Origin of the sequence: Reichenbachiella sp., from assembly GCF_033344935.1 — a bacterium.
Lineage (GTDB): Bacteria > Bacteroidota > Bacteroidia > Cytophagales > Cyclobacteriaceae > Reichenbachiella.
The window spans coordinates 2,043,883-2,063,060 of record NZ_JAWPMM010000001.1 but is presented as its reverse complement, the minus strand read 5'-3'; the positions used below and the strand labels follow the sequence as shown (position 1 = coordinate 2,063,060).

Annotated in this window: 19 protein-coding genes and 1 riboswitch; of the genes, 15 read left to right on the top strand and 4 right to left on the bottom strand. The window is 40.7% G+C overall.

What is annotated here, in order from left to right:
- Positions 1-190 precede the first annotated feature (190 nt).
- A riboswitch (SAM riboswitch) is annotated at positions 191-314 on the top strand.
- A gap of 105 nt (positions 315-419) precedes the next feature.
- The 7 genes from R8N23_RS08855 (at position 420) to R8N23_RS08825 (ending at position 7,378) form a co-directional block, all read left to right on the top strand.
- Complete coding sequence (locus tag R8N23_RS08855) at positions 420-1,427, top strand: homocysteine S-methyltransferase family protein (protein ID WP_318171227.1); 1,008 nt, start codon at positions 420-422, stop codon at positions 1,425-1,427.
- A gap of 27 nt (positions 1,428-1,454) precedes the next feature.
- Entirely contained in the window at positions 1,455-1,892 is a 438-nt protein-coding gene (locus R8N23_RS08850) for a hypothetical protein (protein WP_318171226.1), read from the top strand.
- 43 nt (positions 1,893-1,935) lie between these two features.
- Complete coding sequence (metH, locus tag R8N23_RS08845; protein ID WP_318171225.1) at positions 1,936-4,656, top strand: methionine synthase; 2,721 nt, start codon at positions 1,936-1,938, stop codon at positions 4,654-4,656.
- A 49-nt stretch (positions 4,657-4,705) separates the two neighbouring features.
- Positions 4,706-5,074: a four helix bundle protein gene (locus R8N23_RS08840; protein ID WP_318171224.1), complete on the top strand. Its 369-nt coding sequence runs from the start codon at positions 4,706-4,708 to the stop codon at positions 5,072-5,074.
- 34 nt (positions 5,075-5,108) lie between these two features.
- The gene (gene metF / locus R8N23_RS08835) at positions 5,109-6,065 is read left to right on the top strand and encodes a methylenetetrahydrofolate reductase [NAD(P)H] (RefSeq protein WP_318171223.1); all 957 of its coding nucleotides are present in this window, start codon (positions 5,109-5,111) and stop codon (positions 6,063-6,065) included.
- A gap of 14 nt (positions 6,066-6,079) precedes the next feature.
- A complete protein-coding gene (locus tag R8N23_RS08830; RefSeq protein ID WP_318171222.1) occupies positions 6,080-6,892 on the top strand; it encodes a PhzF family phenazine biosynthesis isomerase in 813 nt (270 codons plus the stop codon).
- 75 nt (positions 6,893-6,967) lie between these two features.
- Positions 6,968-7,378 (top strand): EF-hand domain-containing protein, encoded by a 411-nt coding sequence (locus R8N23_RS08825; RefSeq protein ID WP_318171221.1) that lies wholly within the window; start codon positions 6,968-6,970, stop codon positions 7,376-7,378.
- Positions 7,379-7,587: 209 nt separating this feature from the next.
- Here the strand turns inward: R8N23_RS08825 and R8N23_RS08820 are convergent, their stop codons facing one another.
- Positions 7,588-8,820: a hypothetical protein gene (locus R8N23_RS08820; protein WP_318171220.1), complete on the bottom strand. Its 1,233-nt coding sequence runs from the start codon at positions 8,818-8,820 to the stop codon at positions 7,588-7,590.
- Positions 8,810-11,140 (bottom strand): DUF2339 domain-containing protein, encoded by a 2,331-nt coding sequence (locus tag R8N23_RS08815; RefSeq protein ID WP_318171219.1) that lies wholly within the window; start codon positions 11,138-11,140, stop codon positions 8,810-8,812. The genes R8N23_RS08820 and R8N23_RS08815 overlap by 11 nt, the downstream gene beginning before the upstream one ends.
- Positions 11,141-11,508: 368 nt before the next feature.
- Here R8N23_RS08815 and R8N23_RS08810 point away from each other — a divergent pair, with 368 nt between their 5' ends.
- The 8 genes from R8N23_RS08810 (at position 11,509) to R8N23_RS08775 (ending at position 17,725) form a co-directional block, all read left to right on the top strand.
- Complete coding sequence (locus R8N23_RS08810; protein ID WP_318171218.1) at positions 11,509-12,810, top strand: DEAD/DEAH box helicase; 1,302 nt, start codon at positions 11,509-11,511, stop codon at positions 12,808-12,810.
- Between the two features lie 197 nt (positions 12,811-13,007).
- Positions 13,008-13,982, top strand: a complete 975-nt coding sequence (gene rlmF / locus R8N23_RS08805) for a 23S rRNA (adenine(1618)-N(6))-methyltransferase RlmF (RefSeq protein ID WP_318171217.1) — start codon at positions 13,008-13,010, stop codon at positions 13,980-13,982.
- Between the two features lie 266 nt (positions 13,983-14,248).
- Positions 14,249-14,473 (top strand): hypothetical protein, encoded by a 225-nt coding sequence (locus R8N23_RS08800; RefSeq protein ID WP_318171216.1) that lies wholly within the window; start codon positions 14,249-14,251, stop codon positions 14,471-14,473.
- 350 nt (positions 14,474-14,823) lie between these two features.
- On the top strand, positions 14,824-15,000 hold the full coding sequence (locus tag R8N23_RS08795) for a hypothetical protein (RefSeq protein WP_318171215.1): 177 nt from the start codon (positions 14,824-14,826) through the stop codon (positions 14,998-15,000).
- Positions 15,001-15,466: 466 nt separating this feature from the next.
- Positions 15,467-16,000, top strand: a complete 534-nt coding sequence (locus R8N23_RS08790; protein ID WP_318171214.1) for a hypothetical protein — start codon at positions 15,467-15,469, stop codon at positions 15,998-16,000.
- Positions 15,997-16,812, top strand: coding sequence for a DUF6503 family protein (locus tag R8N23_RS08785; protein WP_318171213.1), 816 nt, complete (start codon positions 15,997-15,999; stop codon positions 16,810-16,812). Before R8N23_RS08790 ends, R8N23_RS08785 begins: the two co-directional genes overlap by 4 nt.
- A gap of 71 nt (positions 16,813-16,883) precedes the next feature.
- On the top strand, positions 16,884-17,063 hold the full coding sequence (locus tag R8N23_RS08780) for a hypothetical protein (RefSeq protein ID WP_318171212.1): 180 nt from the start codon (positions 16,884-16,886) through the stop codon (positions 17,061-17,063).
- A 38-nt stretch (positions 17,064-17,101) separates the two neighbouring features.
- Positions 17,102-17,725 carry a DUF4386 domain-containing protein gene (locus R8N23_RS08775; RefSeq protein ID WP_318171211.1) on the top strand — a complete coding sequence of 208 codons (624 nt, stop codon included), beginning with the start codon at positions 17,102-17,104 and terminating at the stop codon, positions 17,723-17,725.
- A 268-nt stretch (positions 17,726-17,993) separates the two neighbouring features.
- On the opposite strand, the gene R8N23_RS08770 is transcribed toward R8N23_RS08775, so the two are convergent.
- Both R8N23_RS08770 and R8N23_RS08765 read right to left on the bottom strand, forming a co-directional pair.
- On the bottom strand, positions 17,994-18,191 hold the full coding sequence (locus tag R8N23_RS08770; protein WP_318171210.1) for a hypothetical protein: 198 nt from the start codon (positions 18,189-18,191) through the stop codon (positions 17,994-17,996).
- Positions 18,192-18,201: 10 nt separating this feature from the next.
- The gene (locus R8N23_RS08765) at positions 18,202-19,173 is read right to left on the bottom strand and encodes a sodium-dependent bicarbonate transport family permease (RefSeq protein WP_318171209.1); all 972 of its coding nucleotides are present in this window, start codon (positions 19,171-19,173) and stop codon (positions 18,202-18,204) included.
- Positions 19,174-19,178 lie beyond the last annotated feature (5 nt).

Sequence of the window (19,178 nt, the reverse complement as noted above, 5' to 3'; positions counted from 1 at the left end):
TGCAGTAAGAATGTAGCATGTGATAAGCTCAAGCATTACAGGTTACTCTAACAGATCACGGAATAAATCCGTGAATAGGTTGCTTTCTTCAAATCATTCCAAAACTCGCAACAAATCCCACCATTTGATAAGAATCATCTAATTATACCTTGATTTCTTGTTCCGACTTCAAATTCAGCTATCTTTGCTGCACTTATCAAGAAAGACCGAGGGACTGGGCCCGTAGACGTCTTGGCAACATATCCATAGCCGCAATATTGGATGTTGTGCCAACTCCCATTCCGAATGAATCATCATTCAGAAAAAGATAGGTTATCTATAAGATTTCTTTTTTGGTAAGTGCTGTTTCGGAATAATTCCGATGCGCATATATAGCGTGACATTCATTGTGTTGCACTGAACATTTAAAATTAGAGTGAATGAATATTCTAGATATTTTAAAAGAGAGAATATTGGTCTTGGATGGAGCCATGGGCACCATGATCCAGCGATATAAGTTGGAGGAGAAGGATTTTCGCAACGAAGAACTGAAAGATCATGATGTTCCCTTAAAAGGAAATAATGATCTCTTGTCAGTCACCAGACCAGACGTGATCAAAGAAATACATGCGGCGTACTTCACTGCGGGTGCAGATATAGTTGAGACCAATACATTTGGCAGCACCTGGGTTGCTCAAGCCGATTATAAATTAGAGGACTGGGTTTATCGTATCAACTACGAATCAGCGAAGATTGCTAAAGAAGTAGCTACCGAGTTTACCAAAAATGAACCCAACAAACCTAGGTTTGTTGCTGGCTCTATGGGTCCTACAAATCGCCTGGCGTCCATGTCACCTAATGTTAACGATCCTGGGTATCGTGCCATTACATTCGACCAACTGTTAGAAGCATTTGGAGAGCAAGCTAAGGCACTCTTGGATGGTGGTGCAGATATCTTGCTAGTGGAAACAATTACAGATACACTAAACTCAAAGGCAGCATTAATGGCCATCGACCAAATCGCTGAAGAAAGAGGTATTCGAGTACCCATTATGGTATCTGGTACCATTACCGATGCCAGTGGTAGAATTTTGTCTGGGCAAAATACCGAAGCGTTCTTGATCTCTGTATCGCATTTGGACTTGATGAGCATTGGACTCAACTGTGCCCTAGGTGCAAGAGAACTCAAACCGTATCTAAACACGCTTTCAAGCAAGTCTGAGTTTAATATCAGTGCACATCCTAACGCAGGATTACCCAATGAATTTGGTGAATATGACGAAACACCAGAGGATATGGTGGCGCAGATCAAAGAATTCTTGGATGACGGTCTCATCAATATTATTGGTGGATGTTGCGGCACCACGCCCGACCACATCAAAGCGATTGCCGAATTGGCCTCCAACTACAAACCTAGAATCGCTGAAGCAAGACCTGTAAATGCTTAATTCATTTTACAACTGAAATACAAGAACATGAGTGCTAAACTTTATAAAGAAATAGATAAGAACATCTTGGTGGCTATCCCTAACCCATCCAAAGAGGCTTATGAGATTAAAATAAAAATACCTGAGTTTACTTTTTTGGGTGTGAAACAACAACCAGATTTCGCCCAGGTATATCTTACCTTCTACCCTAAAAAAAGCATCATAGAGCTAAAATCACTAAAACAGTATGTATATCACTTAAGAGACATTACTGTTTCTTATGAAAGGTTGATTAATATCTTTTATGATCACCTGATGGAGATATACGAACCAGAAAGACTCAGAATTGTGATGATTTGCAATCCGAGGGGTGGTATAAGCTCGAAGTGTACCATAGATTCGGATTGGAAAGTCCGGGGAGGTGACGAAAAATTCAAAGACTGGATGCATGCGTCTGGAGAAGACAACTGGAACGTAGTCATGTAATTTTTATCAAAAGAATAATAAACAAAGAAGGCAAGAAGGAAATATGAACATTCATCCGGACTATCCAGGCAGGTACGAATATAAGTGGCACAACTACACGCCCATGAAATTGAGTGGATTGGAACCTCTTGTGGTTACGCCAGACATGAATTTCATCAACGTAGGCGAACGAACAAATGTCACAGGATCCAGAAAATTCCTAAGACTAATCAAAGAAGAAAAGTTCGAAGAAGCGTTGGAGGTTGCACGTAATCAGGTAGAAGGTGGTGCTCAAATCATCGACGTCAATATGGATGAAGGTATGCTGGACGGGGTCGAGACCATGACCAACTTCCTCAACCTAATGGCCGCCGAGCCCGACATTGCCAGAATACCGGTCATGATCGATTCTTCTAAATGGGAAATCATTGAAGCGGGTCTGAAGTGTACCCAAGGAAAATCGGTAGTGAATTCCATCAGTTTAAAGGTGGGAGAAGAAGAATTTATTCGCCAAGCCAAGCTGATTAAGCAATATGGGGCCGCTGTCATTGTCATGGCTTTTGACGAAGATGGTCAGGCAGACAACTACGATCGAAGAGTGGAGATAGTCAAACGCTCTTATGACTTGATGACTGGTCCAAGAATCAATTTTAAGCCTGAGGACATCATTTTTGACCTCAATATTTTCCCTGTAGCTACAGGGATGGAAGAACATAGGAAAAATGCCCTTGATTTTTTCCAGGCTACAAGGTGGGTAAGAGAAAACCTTCCAGCTGCTCATGTGAGTGGTGGGGTGAGTAATGTATCCTTTTCTTTTAGAGGTAATAATGCAGTAAGAGAAGCCATGCACTCGGCATTTCTGTATCATGCCATTGGTCAGGGCATGGATATGGGTATCGTGAACCCAGCGATGCTGGAAGTATACGATGATATCCCAAAAGACTTATTAGAGCATGTAGAAGATGTTTTGTTGGATCGACGGGATGATGCTACAGAGCGACTGCTTGACTTTGCAGAAACCGTAAAAGGCAGTGGCAAAGTAGAAAAGAAAAACGATGAGTGGCGCTCCCTCCCTGTCGAAAAAAGAATCGAACATGCTTTAGTAAAAGGAATCGTAGAGTTCATCGACGAGGATACTGAGGAAGCTCGCCAGACCCTCGACAAGCCGCTTCATGTGATCGAAGGTCCATTGATGGACGGCATGAACGTAGTAGGTGATCTATTTGGAGCAGGCAAAATGTTTTTACCTCAAGTGGTGAAAAGCGCAAGGGTGATGAAAAAGGCCGTGGCGTACCTTACGCCATATCTCGAAGCTGAAAAAGCCGAAGGTGAAGCTCAAAATGCTGGAACAGTACTATTAGCTACTGTGAAAGGTGATGTGCATGATATTGGGAAAAATATTGTGGGTGTGGTCATGGCTTGTAATAACTACGAAATTGTAGATATGGGTGTGATGGTACCCAACGAAAAGATTTTGGAGAAAGCCAAGGAAGTTAATGCTGATATCATCGGCCTAAGTGGTTTAATCACTCCTTCACTTGATGAAATGGTGGATTTTGCCAAATTGCTTGAGAAAGAGAAGGCCAATTATCCACTTCTTATTGGAGGAGCTACTACTTCCAGAATTCACACGGCAATGAAAGTAGACCCTTGCTATAGCGGTCCTGTGATACACGTATTGGATGCCTCCAGAAGTGTGCCAGTAGCTGGTGAACTTTTGAGTGGAAAAAAGGACGCTTTTGTTGAAAAAACAAAAAAGGAGTATCAAGAGGCAAGAGAAAGTCATGCGGGTAGAACCAAAGCCAAAAACTATATTCCATTTAAAGACGCTCAGGCGAATGCCTATAAAATCGATTGGAATAGTAGCACCATTAAAAAACCAAACTTCATTGGCAACAAAACCTTCAATAATTATCCACTAGAAGAAATCAGAAAGTACATCGACTGGACACCGTTCTTTCAAACATGGATGCTCAAAGGAAAGTACCCAAAGATTCTGCAAGACGAGGTCATTGGCCAACAAGCCACTGACCTGTACAACGACGCCAACAAAATGTTGGACGAAGTAATCGCCAAAAGAAGCCTACAAGCCAATGGCGTGATAGGCATCTACCCTGCCAACAATACCAACGGAGATGACATCAAAATCTCTGATCGCAATAACAATGAATTGACAAACTTTCATTTCTTGCGTCAGCAAGGTAAGAAAGGAAGCAACATTGCCAATCTATCTTTAGCTGACTTTGTCGCTCCTGAGTCATCTGGCAAGCAAGATTACATGGGTGGCTTTGCAGTCACCGCTGGTATCGGCATTGAGAAACTCATCGAAAAGTATGATAAGGAGCACGACGATTACCACTCCATCATGATCAAGGCCATAGCCGACCGATTAGCGGAAGCATTTGCCGAGTTGATGCACGAGAAAGTGAGAAAAGAACTATGGGGTTATGACACCGAAGAATCACTTGACAACGAAGGTTTAATTAGTGAAAAATATAAAGGCATCAGACCGGCACCAGGATATCCAGCTTGTCCGGATCATACAGAAAAACCCATCCTATTTGATCTATTGGATGCAGAAAAGGAAACGGGAATTATTCTCACAGAGTCTAATGCTATGTATCCAGCTGCATCGGTCAGTGGATTCTATTTTGCGAATGCTGAATCAAAGTATTTTGGTTTAGGAAAAATCGAGAAAGACCAAGTAGAAAATTATGCCCAAAGAAAAGGAATGACATTAGAAGAAGCTGAAAAGTGGCTTTCGCCAAACTTGAATTATAATTAACAGGTGTTAAAGTGTTAGTGTGCTATGTGTTATAGTTCAAATAAAGAATATGGCCAAGATTGAAAAATTTGAAGACTTAGAATGTTGGAAAGAAGCTCGAATTCTAGTTAAACAAGTATTCCTAGAAGTACAAGACAACAACAAAGTTGATTGGGACACTAAAAGCCAAATAAGGCGAGCGACATTGTCCATCATGAACAACATAGCAGAAGGATTTGGAAGGTATAGTGATAAGGAATTTATACGGTTTTTAGAATACTCTAGTAGTTCTGCCGCAGAGGTTAGAAGTATGCTTTATGTATTTGAAGATCTCAACTTTACTGACTTAGAAGAATTAAAAACAATACAAGAGCAACTAGACAAAACAAGAAAACTAACACTTGGACTAATTAGGTACCTAAAAAATAAAAAACCATAACACCTTAACACCAAGAACTACAACACTGCATATAATGAAAGTAACCGAACATATCGCAAACGCCAAAGGCAATACCCTATTCTCACTGGAAATTATCCCTCCGAGAAAAGGTGAGAATATTCAAAACATCTTTGATCACCTCGATCCTTTAATGGAGTTTAAACCCCCATTTATAGACGTGACCTATCACCGAGAAGAGTATGTTTACAAAAAGCACCCTAATGGATTGCTAGAGAAAAAAACCACACGAAAAAGACCAGGTACTGTAGGGATTTGTGCGGCACTAAAACACAGATATGATGTAGATCCTGTACCTCATATCATCTGCGGCGGCTTCAACAAAGAAGAAACAGAGAATGCGTTAATTGATCTTAATTTCCTAGGCATTGACAATGTATTGGTGTTGAGAGGTGATGCTATTAAATCTGAGCCACAATTCAAACCAGAACCGGGAGGAAACAACTATGCCATAGATCTGCTACATCAGGTAAAAGGCATGAATGAAGGCAACTATCTCGACGACGATATGGAAAATGCCAACCCTACTGATTTTTGTATTGGTGTAGCTGGCTATCCTGAAAAGCATTTTGAAGCACCTAGTTTAAACTCGGATTTGAAACACCTAAAACAAAAGGTAGACGCCGGAGCTGAATATATTGTCACGCAGATGTTTTTCGATAATCAGAAATTCTTTGAGTTTGAAAAGAAATGTAGAGCCATGGGCATCAATGTGCCAATCATTCCGGGATTGAAACCATTCAAAACCAAGAATCAATTGAGCGTCTTGCCGAGCTTCTTTAAAATTGACCTCCCTGATACATTGGTTGATGCTGTTGAAAAATGCAAAGACAACAAAGAAGTTCAGCAAGTAGGTATCGAATGGGGTATCCAACAATCGAAAGAACTTAAAGAACATGGTGTACCAGTTTTGCACTATTACTCCATGGGCAAATCGTCAAGTGTTCAAAAAATAGCCAAGGCCGTTTTTTAATATTAGGAAGTAGAATGGAAATCAAAGCGTTTATCGTAGACTCATTCACTAACGAGCCCTTCAAAGGAAACCCTGCAGGAGTGTGTTTATTGGATACGAAGATTGAGGAAAAACTCATGCAATCCATCGCTACTGAGTTCAACTTATCAGAAACGGCTTTTGTACTCAAATCTGATCAGCCGAAAAACCATTATGGTATCCGATACTTTACTCCAACAGTCGAAATCGACTTTTGTGGACATGCTACTTTGGCCGCTGCAAAAGTGCTCATGTCGGAAGAGAATCTTGATCACGTACAATTCACCACCCACAAAAGGTTGGAACTCAACGCGACAAAAGAGGAGAATTCGGTGCTAATGAATTTCCCCTTGTATGATACCGAAAGCTATGCTACCAGTGACAAACTACTAGACGCTTTTGGTATTAAAAAGCCCATTTCTTCTCAATTTGCAAAAGCACTCGACATGCTTATTATTGAGGTGGAAAGCAAAGAAGCCCTCCTTGCCATCAAACCTGATTTTCAGGAAGCCATAAAAAGTTCGGATACGATCAAGGAACTGGTGGTTACCACTAAGTCTGAAGACAACGAATTCGATTTTTATTCTCGTTGCTTTTGCCCATGGATAGGCATCAATGAAGACCCTGTGACAGGCGCATCCCACTCAGTATTAGCCAAATACTGGGAACAAAAGCTAAACAAACAGGAGTTATCTGCTTATCAACTTTCCAAACGCGGCGGTTACCTCAACCTCAAAATTACTAGCCCTTCTACGTTAGAAGTCAGAAGTAATGCTTGTATTGTATTCAAAGGATCCTTAAAGGTTTAAAAAAAACTTCTTATCGAGTTAAACCTTTTGATACTTCAAAAGTCTAACAGACTTTAAATCAAAAATTCAATAAATATGAAAGTATCAATTGTAAAAATGAGTGCCATGGCATTGGGCGTTTTGGTGTATTCACAAGCACAAGCTCAGCCTCCGCAAAGACCAGACAAAGAAGAGGTTTTCGCCAAGTTGGATACCAGCAAAGATGGTCAGCTTGACAAAGAAGAATTTAAGGCTGGCGCCAAAATGAGAAAGGAAAAAATATCAGAGAAAAAAGATGCTCGAAAAGCATTTGACAGAATGGATGCCGATAAAAACGGCACCATCGAATTTGATGAATTTGAGAAAGCAGGTGAAGCCCGTCAGGAACGAAGAGAGGAACGCTTGACCCCAGATGAGCTCTTCGAAAAAATCGACACTAACGCTGATGGCTTTGTCAGTTTAGAAGAATTCAAATCGCACAAAAGACCAGATAAAAATAAGAATTAACTAAATATAGTATCAAATCCCCCTTGCACTCTTTTTCTCAGGAGGAATTAAACTCCCTCTTGAAGAAGAGGGCTGGGGAGATTGAAATCTAGATTCTAAGATTTTAGCACTTTACGTTCATACAGCAGAAGTACTAACAAACAGGTCGCGCAACAAAGTGCGCGAAAAGTAATATTCACTCAGAGTTGTTCGCAAGGAACTCTGAGTGTTTATGCTCTTCCTCCTATCTCTTTCACCATCTTCAAAGAAATATAAGTCAACCCGAAACCAACGATTGCAATTACAAACCAAACCAGATACTTATTGCCCCAGAATCCAGAAGCGACTGCTGGGTCCTCTGCTGGTCGAATATCAACCATGGCGCCATGATCAACACGCGGAATATCATTTGGTATCTGGCTGGCAAATGCCTTTAGATCATAGTCTGGTTTTCTCAAAGATTGATTTCCAAGCTTCAAATCGTATTTCATTTGAGGAAGTAATTCACTCACGACATACTTACTCAGAAAGGAAGCTTTAATTGACTCCACCTTTAATGGGTGATTATCCCTATTATCAATTTCAATGAGCAATTCCTGAACCACAGTTCCATTGAAAGCTACCGCATTTTCACTATTAGAGTTGAGTTCAAAAGACGCCAATGATTCAAAATAGTCATAAGGGTTTTTCTTGCGATCGATCCCGTTTCTTTTTGCTTTAACAGTAGCCGATCTTAGATAATAATCTTCTCCACTCAATGAAAATTCCAATTGTTCCATATACATGGGCTGAGGAAAAATTACCTTAATGCTTGATATTTTGAGCGTATCTTTTTGCCATGTAATCGGGCAATCGAAACTAGTAGTTAACCCCTTCACTCTTTGTCGATCATAATAGCCTACTTTTAGAATGTTGATCGGCAATCGCCAATTGTCATTGATCTCTAATTTAAAATAGGCATAATCGCTCAATGGAAAGTTTAGCATTTTCATTTCTGAAGTCTCTTCCTGGCTTTGCATCGCATGCAAGAGATAGTTGTCCTTAATCACATACCAATTTTCCTGATCATCGCTTCCGCTCAATCTGGCTCGTTTTTTTACTTCGGTATTCTTCACTAAAAAGCTCACATTATCGATAGGACGCCTGTCAGGATTGCTGAAAATCAAATGTGAAATTGCATCCTCTTTGTAGGCCTTGTCTATAATTTCATATTCCTTGAATAACGACTGGGTAGAAACGGCGCTCTCCTGACGGATCAAATAAGCCTGCTCCTCGCCTGTATGATCGTAAACCCTGACATCCGACAAATCAATTTGAGCTTGCCCCATCAGTTCGGGCGAAAGCGCTATTCTATAATACCCCGAATCTGAAACCGCAGCAATCGGAGCCTCAAAAGCGAACTCCTGCCCAAAGGTCTGAACACTAATCAATAGTCCTAGTAACCAACCTATTCTACTTTTCATCATCTTGAATAATAAATTTTAGTTTCTGATACAGGAACGAAATCAATAGCAAAATCACGCCTAACAAGATAAAAGAAATGATTTTCCCGGTAGAGTTACCTGCCAGATCATAGAAGAACAATTTAACAATAGTGACAGAAAACACCACCAACGAGGCCAATCTCAGCGGTTTCATTCTGAGTTTCATTCCCACGACCATCAGCACCAAAGCAGACAGCGCCCAAACCGCCGGATAAACCGAACGAACGGCAGAATCTAGAGCTTCATATTCTTCCTTACCTGACCCGAATTGGTATAACATGGATAAATGACCTACTTCTACCGTACTCACAAAAACTCCAATAAATGCCAGTACCCATAGGGAGATGGTTCCTGCCTTGGATTGGAAAGTATAAGTCTTTTGGATATGCTGGTATGCATGAATCAATATCAGAACAAACAATACCAATAAGACATAATGCCAATAAAAACCTGTGGAGAGTCCATCCTCAAGGATATAATAACTTCTGGAGTAATTAACCGCACTCAAGTAGTAAGTCAAATAAGACCCAATAGCGATTATAGATAAACCAAAACTAGCCATATTCAAGGAGTCACTTGGCTTCTTTCTAGCCGCCATAGCAACCAATAACACATACAAGTAATTGTAGACCCCTAAAAGAATAAGTCTTTTGGAAAGCACCCATTCAAACCTTAAGAATTGATAATTCAGTTCCATCAAAAATCCCAAATAGAAAACAATAGCAAACAATACACTTACATAAGACTTCTTCCAAGTCATCTTCACACCCTTTATTTCAAACGACTCATCCGTTTTCATCAAAAGCATAGAACCAACCAAAGAAATCATGGCCACGAAAGATGCAATGAAGGCTTTATTGAGGAATACATTCAAGACCACATAATCATAACGAGGGTAGTAGCTTTGCTGCCAGTCCATGGACAAACTAATCAACATCAAAACAGTGATCAACGCCGAAGCTGCAGTCATTAATTTGATACCAGACTTCTGAGACAGCCAAAGCAGCAACACTGCCTCTATTGCCCAGAACAACGTGATATAATTTCCATCCAGCTGAATAGGCGCTATCAAACTCACAAAAGTCAACACCAACCCGATCAACAAGAACAGTAAGTTCTTATCAATGTCTTTTCGCTTAAATAGCGTGAACGCAAATCCAAAATTGAAGATAGCCACAAGTCCAGTGAACAGGCCACTTAATAAACCTTCTCTATATCCTTGAACCAATCCCAACCCTAGACCGAAATACAAACTGGAATTGGTGAGCAACATCATGATTTCTGGATACTTGAATTTCCGCGAGTTTTTGACGTTGTAAATGATGGTCATCAAAAAGAAGATCAAATAGAAAGCCGTAAGGAATAAAAATAAAGGCAATCTTGTCTCATCCTGATTATCAATAAACTTGGTAAAATAAACCCCTAGAAACAACAGATAGGTAAACCCATAAGCCAGGTAGTTGATCACATTCCATTTTTTAAAATAGACCAATGCCAGCATACCAATATCTAAGATCAGGATATAAGTGAGTAAAGCACTAAAGTTTCCAGAACCGGTACTTACAAAAAACGGTGTGCCAAAACCGCCAATGATCGCTAATACAGCTAGCTCCTTCCGATCATAAGCAATTGACAACAACACACCAAATGCCGTAATGACCACCATAATAATAAACGCCGCCATTTGCGGAATCAATTCATATTCATGAAAAGCGAGGGCAATGGTGAAATACAAAACGGCCAAAGCTCCACCAATCAAGATCGAACTAAACTTGGCAAATGAACCGCGCATATAATGCGCCAGACCAATCATACCTCCACCAATCAAGATACCAATGGCTACACGCATACTCTCCGTAATCACCTCATTGTCGATGCCCAGCTTCACCAAGAAGCCCATGCCAATCACGAAAATCACAATACCTACTTTGCTCAATAGATTTTCGCCAATGAACTTCTCCAAATCGGGGTTACGCTCCCAAAAGGATGGACTTGGAGGCTTACTCACCACTTTTTTCTTCGGTGCTACCGGTGTGGCTTTTGGTTTTTGAGAAGCCGCTATCAACTCCTTCACCGGATCCGGTTCTTTCTCTTTCACTACCTCTTTTGGAGGAATTGGAGCTGGTTTAGGCTTTTCGACTTCCGGTTGTTTGACTGACTTTGGCGACTTTGCCGTTGACTCACCTAATATTTCGTCGTGGATATGCTTGACTCTGGTATCAATCTTATCCACCCGATCCATCAAGCGAACGATCATGATCAAGAGTACTATTAACAGGAGTATGATAAATCCTTCCATTTAGTGATTGGTTTCAATGTTCCGGGTTTCCCCAATTTTAAACGCGCGACAAGATAAGATTTTCTTTTTTCATGCCACAATAATTTCGCTGGCAAGTCTTAATCTCCCCACTTTCAAGAAGGCCCAATCAATTATTTTTTTATACTTTAATAAAAATCGAAAATTTCACTGTTTGAGCCCGAAAGCGGAGCGCATCGGGAGAGTTTGAAATTTTCTAGTCTTTTTGCCTACTTTTTTGACAATGAAAAAAGTAGGAGCCAGTCCGGCTTGAGGACAATGCTAAGTTGAAACTGTAAATATCAATTTGCAGCAAGGACAATTATAGACTTTAGGTTGTCTAGCTTTGCACCACACGCATAGATACTTTCATGAAAAATTTCTCCTCGAGCAATCTGCACCTCAACATCAAAAAAGCCCTGGCAGAAAAAGGCATTGACATCCCTAGCGAAATTCAGGCAAAGACTATTCCGGTCTTGATGAATCACGAAGGAGATTTCATAGGCCGATCAGCGACAGGTACAGGCAAAACTTACGCCTACGGAGCCCCTCTCCTTTCGAGGATCGACCCGAAGATTGGAAAAGTACAAGCGGTAGTACTAGTCCCAACCAGGGAATTGTGTGAGCAAGTGGGCAAAGAACTCTCTTTTCTATCCAAATACATTCCCAACCTCAAGACAGAGTCCATCTACGGCGGCGTATCTCTAAAAACACAAATCCACGACCTAAGCAATGGCACGCATATCGTGGTAGCCACGCCCGGCAGACTGATGGATCTAGTTGGCAGAAACGTGGTGCATTTGGAGACTTTGAAATATGTGGTTTTTGACGAAGCCGATGAAATGCTATTCAAAGGATTTCAAACAGACATTGACAAAATTTTAGCTACATCCAACCGCACCTATTCTACCTGGTTATTTTCTGCTACCATGCCGGACGAGGTTAATCATTTGATCAAAAAGTATCTCAACAAAGACTTGGTAAAAGTATTAGTTGGAAAAGCGGAAACACCCAATGCAGGCATCCAGCATCAGCTGATCGAACTAGCTGCTGAGCAAAAACTAGACGTGCTGCTCCAGTTTCTTCAGCAATACTCGAACGAAAAATGCATCATTTTTTGCAGAACCAAATCTGGCGTTCAAAAACTCTACAAGCAGCTATCCGCCAACAAATTTAGTTGTGGTGCTATACACGGCGACTTGCCTCAGGGCCTCCGCAATAAAGTGATGGAGCAGTTCAAAGCAGGAAGCATCAGCACCCTGATCGCTACTGACGTAGCTTCCCGAGGCGTGGATATCGACAATGTGGGCGTGGTACTGCAATACCACATGCCAGACACCAAAGAGTCTTACATGCACAGAAGTGGCCGAACTTCTCGCGCTGGCAAAACAGGCATTAGCATCACGTTCATTTTCGCAGAAGAAAAAGAAAAGTGGAACGAAATCAAGAAAGCGCTGGACATCAAATTCAAAAACCTGCCAGTCCCGAGTGTTAAAGACCAACTGGTAGGCAAAGCCATGGTCTGGGCACAGAAAATTGCTAAGTCAAAACCCGTAGGGAACAAATTGGATGAGGCAACCAAAACCGAATTCAAGAACCAGCTTAAACATTTATCGAAAGAAGAATTACTGGAAAAGCTATTGGCGACTTACTTGAGAGAGCAGCAGGGGTAAACCTTGTCATTGCGAGAAGTTCCGATAGATATCGGGACGACGTGGCAATCCCCCGCGGCCTTCCACTGCATCTAGTGATACGCAGACTAAAAAGCATGAGATTGCCACGGCAAGCATTCGACTCTCGTCGAATTGCTCCACTCGCAATGACGTAAAAAAGTTAAATTGTATCCTTCTAATCAGAAAGCATTCCACAAATGCCAAACAAAAAGAAACAAAAAAAGTCCGTTGCCAAAATACACCCACGCAACAAACACACAGGCCGCTATGACTTCAAAGCGTTAATTGAAGCTTTACCAGCACTTGCCGATCACGTCCGCCCCAACCTCCATGGCGACGACTCGATCGACTTTGCCAATCCAGAAAGTGTGAAGGCACTAAACAAAGCGTTACTCAAACTACAATACGACATCGAAGGCTGGGACATACCCGAAGGCTACCTCTGCCCGCCTATTCCCGGTCGTGCCGACTACATCCACCACATGGCCGACTGGCTTTGTAGCCACAACTATGGCAAGATCCCAACCGGAGAAAAGATCACCTGCCTGGATATCGGTGTCGGTGCGAGCTGCATCTACCCCATCATTGGTCAGAAAGAATATGGCTGGTCGTTTATCGCTTCGGATATCGATGAAAAATCTTTGGCCTCGTCTCAAAGTATTGCCGATCAAAACGCCCAGCTCAAAGGCCAGATTGAATTTAGGCACCAAGCCGATCCCAAAGACATCATCTACGGCATACTGACCAAAGAAGAACGTATTGACTTGGCGGTTTGCAATCCGCCTTTCCACGCCTCAGCAGAAGAAGCGCAAAAAGGATCGCTCCGAAAGGTGAACAACCTCACCAAAGAAAAAGTAAAAGAAGCCACACTCAACTTCGGCGGACAAAGCAACGAACTCTGGTGCGAGGGCGGCGAACGAAAATTCGTGCGTGAACTCATACGTCAGAGCAGCAACTTCCCCGAGTCGTGCTTCTGGTACTCCTCACTGGTGTCCAAACAGTCTAACCTCAACAGCATCTACGAAGCGCTCGACAAAGCCAAAGCCACCATCGTGCACACCATTCCTATGGGCCAGGGCAACAAATCCAGCCGCATCGTTACATGGACTTTCCTATCGAAAGAGCAGCAAAAAAAGTGGAAGGATATGAAATGGAATAACCGAAAGAAGTAGTAGATTATTAATTAGATTTGGATGTTACATACTACTACATTATCGAGAATCTATTTAGCTGATGAAGAAGAATATTATTTGGTTTGTTTATGTGTTTATAATTTTGACATTATTGACATTGATAAGTATTAGGAGAACAGAAACTTTCATGTATAATTCAAAAAGAGAAGATTGTATGAACTCGTCTGAACTTCAAAACCTTTTTAAGAGGGTTTATCAACTAGAAGATTCTATATTGGTATTGTCCAACGAATTCAACTTTGAAAATGAATAGAAGAAAAATTCTACATGCAATATTTATCCTGATCATAATGTATCTGGTTAATTGGAATTCAAGAGAACGCACCCTGGCTTTAGTTGCAGAAAAAAGCTACAAAAGTTGCATTCACGATGAGCAACGAGACAGAACGAACCTAGAAAATGAAATTGCTACTAAAGAACTTATTATCAGTTCTCTCAAATTGGCCATTAAAAAGAAGGCGTCTCTATAATATCGTGTAGAAAGGAATGCCCTTGCGGAATCTCCAGAATCTCTGACTGGCGCGCATTTGTAATGCGTGCCCCATCTACATTAATTGCTCCTTAAAATTTCACTCAAAGCACGTAAGAAGATTAGCCATAAACTCACTCTCTCCGGCGTCATCCTCCGATTGACAGGCAGCCATGACATCAACTTGAATGAATCGAAAAGTCAATTCGGGGAATCTGTCAGCGATAGCTCTCAACCCAAACAGATTCCCTTGACAAGCAAAGGGAATGACGAGTAGTGGCTAGCACATTGAAAGTACACATCGACTCTAAAAGCTTTATTTAATTAAATTTGACACCAACCAAAACCAATATGAATAAATTTAGATATTTCATGGCTGCTTGTGCCTTTGCCATCATACTCGGACACTTGTATGTCATAAACTATAACGATTTGAGTTGGTCCAGAAATACCGGAGCCTATTTGGGTATTATTTCTATGACCTGCATAATGATCGCTATGATAGTCAATATTCGAGATGCCAAGTAAAAAATCGCACTGAATAGATATTGTAATATGAGCCAGGTCCACAACTCCCCAAATTCAGGAACTTATCTACAACACATTTAGTTAAGCTATCGTCCAATCATTTGAGGCCAAAGATCAACCCACTTTCCCCTATGACTTTGTACATGGTTTACATTAATTCAAACCTTTGATTTTTGATTAATTATCAAAGAATACCATATCGTAAAAAACATGAAGTGTTTTTGAATTGTAAGGAATTGAAAACCAATAGTACCTAAAAAATGTATAATTGAACCTTTGGACCTAAGAACGCTCTATAAAATTTCAGTAACAAGTGCAGCATAAATTTTACACCAAGACTCCACAGCAACAGCTTCTCATACAGGTATTAATAGGCACTGGAGCTCTGCTAGTATTTCTATTTTTCATTTTCATCTCTTGGCAGACTCAAATTTATCTGATAGGGATATTCACATTTTCCGTGATCATGTCCATTATAGCTCCTTTCTTTGATGTTCCATCGCTCAAGAAAGAGGGAAAGCTAAACTATCATTCCTTGCTTTTCTATGCTGAAAAGCCAAAAGCTGGAGTGATCGAAATACATGGAGGTACTTTGTTTGATTATGTATTTGTGTTTGATGAAAAACTGAAGGGCATACAAAGAATGAATTTTATCATTCAACAATATCTCGAGGGTCTGCTAAACTTGATGGAAGAAAATGACGATAAACAAACTACAATAATTCGAGGTACAAGTTATATTCTCAACGCAAGAACTGCCGAGCGATTGGGATTTAGAATAGTCAAAACTGATCTTCTTCAAAGATTGATTTTGACCTATAATTACTTCAATATTCTTATTACTAATTCAATCGCAAAAGGTAAGTTGTCTTTTCCCAAACTGAGAGAAACAAAAACAATTGAAACGGAACTAATTAATCTGATTGAAAGAAAAGATTACATCAAAAATTTAAACGAAAAATTAAAAGTCAGATTGACTAATCACATAAAAACACAATGAAAAACGCGCTTTATTTATTCCTTATCCCTGTATTAATATCCGCCTGTAACCAAAGTAAACCCTCCGAAAAACAGGAAACACCAACAGTTCAATTTCAAAACAAAGGACATGAACTGATCCACGGTCTGGTACAGAAGGTGGGTAGCTATCAAGATCTGTTGGATAGAAAAGATGTAGTATACACCTACACCTATCAAACACCCGATGGCAAAACCGATGTCTCTACAGAAAAATACATTTTCGATGGCGAATTGTCCATCGGGCAATACACCCAGCACGAAAGAACACTACCAGACCTCGAAGGCACCTTCACTCAAGGGTACAACGGCAAGGAGTTTTGGTTTCAACACGACGGGACCTATTTGGCTAATGAAGAGTACCTAAAACGGACTCAGTTCAACAGAAAGACTAATTTCTACTGGTTCGCTATGTTTCAAAAACTGCTCGATCCGGGATTGAACTATGAGCACTTGGGCGAAACAACCATAGAAAACAAAAAGTACAACATCGTGAAAATCACTTTCAACTCCGAAGATGGGAAGCCTACCGACATTTATCAGGTGTACATCAATCAGACCACCTCTATGGTAGATCAGTTTCTGTTCACCGTCGTAGATTTCAATATGATAGAAACGCCTTTGCTAATGCAAGTAGAATACGAGGAAATTGATGGACTACTCATCCCCAGCAAACGCCGATACAAAAAATCTACCTGGGAGGCTGAGGTCACAGATGCGCCATGGATTAATGTGAATTGGACCGATATTAAGTTTAATAATGGTCTAACTCGAACATCCTTCGACAAGGAATAACTGTTCGATTAACTCGATTACTTCGAGTAATCGAGTTAATTCATATATTTGATCCAAACAAAACCTTCCTTATGAAAAAATTCAGAGTTACCCTTGGCATCGGAGCTGCATGTGTACTAATTGGTCATATAACTGTATTGAACTATAATGATCTTAGTTGGTCTCAAAACACAGGTCAATATTTGGGAATCATCGCCATGATTGGTTTAATCATTGCCATGGTATTCTCTAAAAATCATAGCTCACAGTAAGTCCTATGACATATGTGTTTTAATATCAAATTCAATCCATGACGCCAAGAACCCTTTCCAAACTTACCGGTGCTAGTTACCTGATCATTTTCTTTGCAGCGATCTTCGCTAACTTTTTTGTACTCGAAGCGATTTTGCAAGACCCAATAGGCACGATACAGCAAGATCATCAAACGGTCAGGTTCGGGATAATGGCCTTTATGATCACTGTAGTATTCGATGTGGTTGTGGCCTGGACATTGAGCGAATTATTCAAGGATCATCCTTTAACCAAGCTAAGTACTTACTTCAGGATGATGCATGCAGCGATTATGGGTGTAGCCATATTTGCGCTCCCTCTGACCCTGGGTATGACGTCTAGTGAAGCCATTCTGGGGCAAATAGATATCTTCAACACCATTTGGCTCATTGGTCTATTCTTTTTTGGCATCCATCTCCTACTCCTTAGTGTGATCCTACAAAGACCAAAATGGATTGCCATCTTTCTTGCACTAGCTGGCCTGATGTATATGGTCGACACCAGTGCACATTTCCTTCTTGCGAATTACGACGATTATGCAGATATATTTCTTGCTCTCGTTGCCATTCCTAGTATTGTTGGGGAAATGTCTCTTGCTATTTGGTTGTTATTCAAGGGAGAAAAACACCAAATTCCTAATTAGAAACCCCTTTACCAGAATCAAAATGCATAAGCAAAAATATGCTTGTTACACTGAGGTCACAGATGTACCATGGATATTGGTGAATTGGTCGAATATCAAGTTCAACAACAACTTGAAAAGAAAGGAGTTTGACCATCAATAATCTTTCCTAATACGGGCCTGATAAGAATTTTCACTAAAAGATCACAAAAAAGGCACTGACCAATATGGTCAGTACCCTTATGAACTGAACTCAGATAATATGAAAATTAAACTACTCTACTAAATATTATGACTGTTCTGTTTCATTGACTGCAATAACCGAAGCCATTGTCAGTCCGATAATTCCTCCAACGAATAGTCCGCCTTCGATGAGTTCCCAGTGGCTGTTTTCTATTTGTATGATCATTGGCAGTAAGGTTCCAATCTTGGCCCCTATAGCCCCACCTATGATTACTCCGATAAGTAGTGTTCTTATTTTATTCATTTTGATAGAATTAAGATGTCATTAATATGATTGAATAATAAAATGGTATCCCAATGATCACATTCAAAGGAAAAGTGATACCTAAGGCCATGGGCAAATACAACCCTGCGTTTGCCTCTGGTACAGCCTGACTCATGGCAGCCGGAACTGCTATGTATGAGGCACTTGCGCCTAGTATGGCGAAGAGCAATTGATTTCCCGCTGCATCTGTAATTTGCATACTGATCAATAAGGCCAGAAGGCCGTTGATAAATGGCATGACACTCGAAAAAAGAAATGGATACATGCCCTTGTTCAACATGGAAGACAACTGCTTCCCACTGGTCAATCCCATATCGAGTAAAAAGACAGCTAAAAACCCCTTGAAAATGTCCGTAGTAAATGGCTTAATACCTTCTGCCTGTGCGGGTGTTGCCATAAAACCGATGAGCAAACTTCCTAATATCAACAACACAGATCCGTTGGTCACGGAATGCCAAACGATATCAGAAAAGTTCGAAGTACTCTTCTTCTTTTCACCTCGTTTAAAATAATTGATAAGTAAGACACCTACGATTATCGCAGGAGCTTCCATAAGTGCCATTACTGCAATCATGTGTCCATTAAAATTGATCCCTTCGAAGTCCAGAAAAGTTGTGGAAGTCACAAAGGTGACTGCACTAACTGAACCATAAGAGGCAGCGATCGCTCCGGCATTTTCTATACTAAATTTTCTTTTTAGTAGAAAAAAAGAAGTGATAGGTATAAGTGAGGCCAAAAAAAGCCCCAACCCCATACTATAAACAAGCTCCATACTCATGCCGCTATGAGACAGCTCCTGTCCTCCCTTGAAACCGATAGAAAGCAAAAGATAGATCGAAATAAACTTCGAACTGTTTTCTGGAATCTGCAGATCGCTCTTGATCTGAACAGCAATAATTCCTAGCAAGAAGAACAGCAACGCCGGGTTGGTCAGGTTCTCAATGAGTGTTTCAATCGCCATCTCTA